This window comes from Secundilactobacillus collinoides DSM 20515 = JCM 1123 (assembly GCF_001435975.1).
Classification (GTDB): Bacteria; Bacillota; Bacilli; order Lactobacillales; family Lactobacillaceae; genus Secundilactobacillus; species Secundilactobacillus collinoides.
Genome location: NZ_AYYR01000012.1, coordinates 1 through 6565 on the forward strand (window position 1 = coordinate 1; position 6565 = coordinate 6565).

At 42.8% G+C, this 6565-nt stretch carries 3 protein-coding genes; all 3 read left to right on the forward strand.

Annotated features, from left to right (window positions below):
• Positions 1 to 402 precede the first annotated feature (402 nt).
• Genes FC82_RS02465 through FC82_RS02475 form a run of 3 tightly spaced genes read left to right on the forward strand, consistent with a single transcriptional unit; the run spans position 403 to position 6392 of the window.
• Positions 403 to 3570, forward strand: a complete 3168-nt coding sequence (locus FC82_RS02465; RefSeq protein WP_056996116.1) for a type I restriction endonuclease subunit R — start codon at positions 403 to 405, stop codon at positions 3568 to 3570.
• Between the two features lie 13 nt (positions 3571 to 3583).
• Entirely contained in the window at positions 3584 to 5206 is a 1623-nt protein-coding gene (locus FC82_RS02470; RefSeq protein ID WP_056996117.1) for a type I restriction-modification system subunit M, read from the forward strand.
• Positions 5196 to 6392 (forward strand): restriction endonuclease subunit S, encoded by a 1197-nt coding sequence (locus FC82_RS02475; protein WP_056996118.1) that lies wholly within the window; start codon positions 5196 to 5198, stop codon positions 6390 to 6392. Before FC82_RS02470 ends, FC82_RS02475 begins: the two co-directional genes overlap by 11 nt.
• The last annotated feature ends 173 nt before the right edge of the window (positions 6393 to 6565 follow it).

A 6565-nucleotide genomic window follows, 5' to 3' on the forward strand; every position in this document is an offset into this window, starting at 1 on the left:
CAGACTGGTGGTTAATTGACGCTCACAATTTTTCCAAAGTCGCCGACAATTCTCTAACCAACTAAGGATCGTTCGACTACCTAACGTTGTGAGGCATCTGTCCATGTTTTAACTCACTTTACTTCACAATGCTCACTTTAACGCCAGTCATACTAATCCTATATTAACAAGAATATCACAAAATGTATTTTTGAATTTGTGTTATGAGGATCATAATAACTTTATTGAAACAGCTCTTTCGAATTTAATAGGTAGTCCAATATTAGTTTCTTATATTTTTAGCTGTTTCTCTGTTTTAGCTTTATTGTATCCTGGCTATATTAAATTATGAAGCCTAAACGCCAATTGGTTCGCGTATAATAAACTAGTGAGTAATTTAAAAGCGGGGGAAGGACTGTTTTTATGTTGGAACTGTCGTTTGAAAAAGAAGTTGTTAAAACCTTAACGACTGGAAGCAATCAATGGGTGGAACGAAAAGACCTGTATGGTGCGACGCCGGATCAATTATGGGCTAATTTTCGCGATAAATTAAATAACAATAACTATGCTAAATTGCAGGGACACCCTTTAACTGATACCGAATTTAATCAGGTTAAACGGGCGATTGAGGTCCGGACACCTTACGAAGCAGCTAAGTTACTAGCCGCCGAAAATGGCATTGGCAAAGTTGAAGTTGAACGTGATGATGCTAAGCTGGGCACGGTGACGCTTGAGTTGTTTTGGAAAGCGGACGTCGCTGGTGGTAAATCTAGTTATGAAGTGGTACGGCAAGCGGTACGACCACGGCTAGCTGGTACTCAAGACGTCGACCCTGATCGCCGTTTTGACGTAACCTTATTAATTAATGGGTTACCCTTAATTCAATTGGAACTAAAAAAAGCCACGGTCGAACTTAACCAGGCTTTTAATCAAATTGAAAAATACGCGCAGGAAGGTAAATATACGGGAATTTACTCGCTGTTGCAAATGTTTGTGATTATGACGCCGGATAGTACGGCGTATTTTGCGAATGCCGAACCGGATCATTTCAATAAAGCTTTTTTGTTTAATTGGCGGACGCGGGATAATCACCCCGTGGAAAACGGCTTAGCGTTTACGCGCCAAGTCCTTAATATTCCCATGGCCCACAAAATGGTCAGTGAATATACGGTCATCGACCAAGAACGTCAGAGCTTAATTCTCTTACGGCCTTATCAGATTTATGCGATTGAAGCCGTGATGCACCGGATTCATGACCATCAAGATGGCTTTGTTTGGCATACCACGGGTTCTGGTAAAACACTCACCTCATATAAGACCGCTAAATTAGCTGCGCAAGATCCCGGTGTCGATAAGGTCATCTTCTTAGTTGACCGGCGGGATTTAGACGAACAGACAACCAGCAACTTTAGTGCCTATGCTGCCAATGACGATATTGCCATTAACGAAGCCCAAAACACCGGTGATTTAATGCGTAAATTGCAACAAAATGACGGTAAGGTCTTGGTCACCTCGATTCAAAAGCTCCATCGGGCGGTCAAAAAAACGCAAGCCCAGCTGGCAACCGGTAAGCAATCCCGCTTTAGTAAGACTTTAAAGCAACGGGTGATCTTCTTTGTTGACGAAGCCCACCGGTCGCAGTTTGGTAAGATGCAAAAGGAAATTCGAGCAGCGTTTATCAATAGTAACTGGTATGGTTACACCGGCACCCCCATCTTTAATGAAAATAAGAAACAGCTCAAGGGTGATCTAGCGGTCACGACTGAGGAGCTATTTGGTAAAGTCTGTCACGTTTATAACTTGCGAGATGCCTTAGAGGACCAAGCCGTGTTACCGTTTAACGTCGAACATGTAACAACAATTGGCAAAGATACGTTAATAACCCGGGCCCTCGAGAAAGAAACCCAGCGCGTCAAAGCACGTCGCGATAAGCAAGGCCGCCTGCTGAGTACAGCTGATGAAGCAAAAATTCAAGCCAAGATTCAAGCGATGTCAGTCAAGGACTTGGAAGAAACGTATTTAACTCCGGCTGACTTTGAGACTGATGAACATATCCAACAAGTTGTTCAATATATTTTACAAAAAGGCCCGCGTAAAACGAGTTTGGGTCATGGCAACTACAATGCTATTTTGACCACCAGTTCCATTGAAATGGCGCAACGCTATTATCAAGCCTTTAAAGCCGCTAAAAAGACTACTCACAATCAGCTAGATCCTGATTGGCCCCGGATTGCGATTACTTATTCATTAAGTGAAAACGAAGATCAGAGTGCGCACAAACATGACCAAATGGCCACCATTTTAAAAGATTATAATCAGCAGTATCACACTAATTTTGATTTAACTGATTTGAATCTCTACAACGAAGATGTCGCGAAACGGGCCGCCCGGCGTGAGGCTGTCTTTGCTCATTTACAAACGGATCAAGAAATAAATTTAGTGATTGTCGTACGCCGTTTATTAACAGGCTTTGATGCCCCTCGGCTAAACACGCTCTTTGTTGACCGCACCTTAGCCTATCAAGAACTTATTCAAGCCTACTCACGCACCAACCGGCTCCAAAACCGGGAATTAAAACAAGAAGGCCAAATTGTGACCTTTCGGGTGCCGGCAATCATGGAAGCTAATGAACGTGAAGCTTACAAGTTATATAGTGGCGAAGGCTCGTTTAATGTCATCATTCGTCCCACGTATCAGCAGGCTGTCTTAAAATTTCAAAAGGCCGTGGTCGATTTAAAAACCATTGCCCCGACGCCGACGGCGGCCGATGACCTGAAAGGAACCACTGCTAAGGTACAGTTTGTGAAAGCCTTTCGCCAAGTGAATCAACAATTGAATTCCTTATCCATGTACAACGATTTCACTTGGGAGAACAGCGAAAAGACTTTTGGTATTGCTCAGCCCGAAGTAGAATCCTATACGGGTAAATATCTGCGGATTAAAGCGGCGGTTACTAACCAAGAGCCTGAGAAAGTCCCCGAAGAGTTGGTCGCTTTAGACTTTTCCTTAGCCGTTGGTTCAGTCGTCTTGGTGGATTATGATTATTTGACGCAATTAATTCAAGATTGGATTGATGAACAGCAACGGTACTCGACGCCTGATCAAGCCCAAGCGCATATGACGGATTATCTGCAAAATAGTGCCAAAGTACAGACTAGTTTGAATAAATTAGCGGAAACACAACCGCAACAGGCCCAGTTAATTCGCGAAGCCATGCCTTATATTGAGCAACAAATGCAACAGTTTCAGCAACAGAGTGACCAAAATCAAGCGCCAGTAGCGTTGAATGCTCGGGAGTTGGTGGCTGATTATGCCCAGAGACAATTGGTCAAAAAAACGTCGGTATTCGCCCACACGTGGGGCTTAGATCAAACAGCCCTATTGCGGGTGGCGCGTGAACACACCGTGGGGACTGATGAATGGCACCATGAACAAGAATTAACGCAGTCAGCGAATTTAACAGCGGCCTTACAAGCTCAAACTGCCACTGGGCCGAAGATTCCAGCTATTTTGCCACTATACCGGATTAAATCCCAGGCCGCTTGGCGGCAGTTTATTGAACACGATTTAGCAATCTATCTACAAAAATAAGTGAGGTTAAACAATGTCAGAAAAAACAACTCAAGCTAGTCAACTTGAAAGCGCCCTATGGAATGCGGCCGATGTCTTACGCGGGAAAATGGACGCCTCCGAATATAAAAACTATTTATTAGGGTTAATTTTTTATCGGTTCCTATCTGAGAAAACCTTGACAACCTTTAGTGATTGGGCAGGCGAAACCGAAAATGTCACCCGGAAATATGCTCAGTATATGGATCCTCAGTTTGAATTGGAAGGCGTCTCGGTGCAGCCCAGTTTAGTGGAGTATTTGCAAAACACGCTCGGCTATTTAATTCAACCACAAGCGTTGTACACCACCCTGATTGGCAAGATTCAAGCCCATACTTTTGCGTTAGACGATTTATCTCAAGCACTTCATGATCTGGAACAGTCGACACAAAATCTATCTTCAGCGCAAGACTTTTCGGGCTTGTTTGCCGATGTGGATTTAAGTAGTAATAAATTAGGCAGTTCTTTACAACAACGGAACCAAACTATTAGTGATACTATGTTAGCTTTAAATGCGATTGATCTTATCCATCATCAAGGCGACGTCCTAGGTGACGCCTATGAATACTTAATCGCGCAATTTGCCAGTGATTCCGGTAAAAAAGCGGGTGAATTTTATACCCCGTGGCAGGTGTCCGACATTATTGCTCAGATCGTGACTTATCAGCATAATGCGGGTGACCACCAAGTGCGGACTATCTATGATCCAGCAGTTGGTTCTGGTTCGCTGCTGTTAAATGTCGGACAACACGTGCAAGAACCTGGTTTAGTGAGTTATCACGGCCAAGAACTGAACACCACGACCTTTAACCTGGCCCGAATGAATTTAATGTTACATGGGGTCTCGTATGACGATATGCATTTACGCAATGGCGACACGTTAAGTAAAGATTGGCCGGTTGACGAACCTTACTTATTTGATGCGGTCGTTATGAACCCGCCCTACTCGGCGCACTGGGATAACAGTGACAAACGCTTGTCTGATCCCCGCTTCCGCGACTATGGCGTCTTACCGCCTAAATCTAAAGCCGACTTTGCCTTTCTGCTACACGGCTTTTATCATCTGCAGGAGCATGGAACTATGGGCATCGTCTTACCCCATGGCGTGCTATTTCGGGGGGCTAAGGAAGGCAAAATTCGCCAAAAGCTTCTGCTGGATAACCGGATTGATGCCATTATTGGGCTACCCGCTAATATTTTTCATTCCACCAGTATTCCAACGTTGATCATGATTTTAAAGAAACATAAAACCACTGATAACGTCTTGTTTATTGATGCGTCACGGGAGTTTGAAAAGGACAAGAATCAAAATAAGCTAACGGCAGCCAATATTCAAAAAATTGTGACCACTTATCAAAACCGGCAAGATGTCGATAAATATGCTCATGTGGCCTCACCGGCGGAAATCAAGGAGAATGACTACAACTTAAATATTCCGCGCTACGTTGATACATTTGAACCGGAACCCGAGATTGATCTGGACCAAGTTAAAGCTGATCTGAAGCAACTGGACGAGGAAATCAGTCAGAATGAACAAGCCTTTAATGAATTAGCTAGCCAGTTAGTGACCACCCAGGTTAATGATCAGTCAAAACCGGAGGCTCACAATGAAAGATAACCAAGCTAAATATCCGCAATTAAGATTTAAAGGCTTCACTGATCCTTGGGAACAGCGTAAGCTGGGGGAGCTTAACGACGTCCGAGATGGAACACATGATTCACCAAAGTATGTCGTGAATGGACACCCTTTTGTTACATCTAAGAACTTGTCAGACCAGGGATTGGATTTATCTGACGTTTCGTACATATCAGATGAAGATTTTGCCGCGTTCAATAAACGTTCAAAGGTAGATGTCGGTGATATTCTTTTTGGAATGATTGGCACTATTGGGCATCCTGTTTTGGTTGAATCCGACTCCTTTGCGATTAAGAACGTTGCCTTGATTAAGGGTGGGGGCAAAATATCAAATTGTTATTTGCTCCAGCTATTAAAATCGCCGGTGTTCGATAGATATGTTAAGCGCGAAAATGCGGGTGGAACACAAAAATTCTTAGGTCTTAATTTAGTTCGGGATTTTGTGTTACGCGTTCCCAATGATGATGAGCAGCGTAAAATTGGTACTTTCTTCGCCTACCTTGACAACCTCATCGCAGTCAACCAGCGTAAGTTAACTAAGCTTAAGGAACTTAAACAGGGCTATTTGCAGAAACTGTTCCCTAAAAATGGTAGCAAGTTCCCGCAATTAAGATTTGCAGGGTTTGCTGACGCTTGGGAACAACGTAAGTTGGGTGAAGTTGCAACATTTCTAAACGGACGAGCATATAAGCAAGATGAATTACTGGATTCAGGTAAATATAAAGTGCTTCGCGTCGGCAATTTTTATACCAATGATTCTTGGTACTACTCTAATATGGAGCTTGGTGATAAATATTATGTTGATAAAGGTGATCTAGTTTATACTTGGTCAGCGACATTTGGCCCACATATTTGGAGCGGCGAAAAAGTTATTTACCATTATCACATCTGGAAAGTCGAGCTTTCTAAATTTCTTGATAGGAATTTTACATTGCAACTTTTAGAAGCGGATAAAGCAAGATTGTTATCCAGTACAAATGGTTCAACAATGATTCATGTAACCAAGGGAGATATGGAAAGTAAAATTGTTTCTATTCCTAATATTGATGAGCAAAAACAAATTGGTTCATTCTTCAAACAACTCGACAACACTATCACCCTTCATCAGCGTAAGCTTGAAAAACTCCAAGAACTTAAAAAAGGGTATCTACAAAAGATGTTTTGCTGAGCTTAATTTGATCAAATTTAGGATCCTATGAAACCCCATGACTTAATTTTTATTGTGCTTGGTCAACACTTAATTCACTTGTATAATGGATTACGCAGGAAGTTTTAAGGGCGGTGGCTGTCTTTTCCCTTGCGAGGTGAGGCCCATGGGAACATGGAATAATCTTCAGGAAG